Below are 352 nucleotides of genomic sequence, written 5' to 3'. Positions count from 1 at the left end.
GCAGGTATAAGGCCTTACAAACACTATCAGTCGCGGGTGCAATAGGGTGAAAACGTTATAAAAGGCCACAGCATCCCCGGCCCGAAGGCCGTTGATCTGCCGGTAACTTATGTGGCGTTCCATGCTCATTTCAGCGCGTCTTCCGGGTTTTCAAAAAACTGTTGGGTGACCTTATAGGTCATCGCGTGTATGGTATCTTCGAAGGTGTTATACTTCAGGTGCTCACGGTTCATCCACAGGCGTATAAAAATTTCCTGTATTATCCGGTTGGTCTCCTCCTCGTTGGTGCTATGGGCATTTACATACCAGTCTATTTTTTGGGCCAGCAGTTTCAGGGCATCGTGGAACCCTT

At 48.6% G+C, this 352-nt stretch carries 1 protein-coding gene; it reads right to left on the bottom strand.

The genetic code is table 11. The features are described 5' to 3' along the window. Positions 1-125: 125 nt before the first annotated feature. Positions 126-352: hypothetical protein (locus ED312_RS23755; protein WP_170164479.1), on the bottom strand; the 227-nt coding region annotated here is incomplete at its 5' end.

Origin of the sequence: Sinomicrobium pectinilyticum (assembly GCF_003725735.1) — a bacterium.
GTDB classification, from domain to species: Bacteria; Bacteroidota; Bacteroidia; order Flavobacteriales; family Flavobacteriaceae; genus Sinomicrobium; species Sinomicrobium pectinilyticum.
The sequence above is the reverse complement of the archived record's forward strand: the minus strand, read 5'-3'. Positions and strand labels throughout refer to the sequence as shown.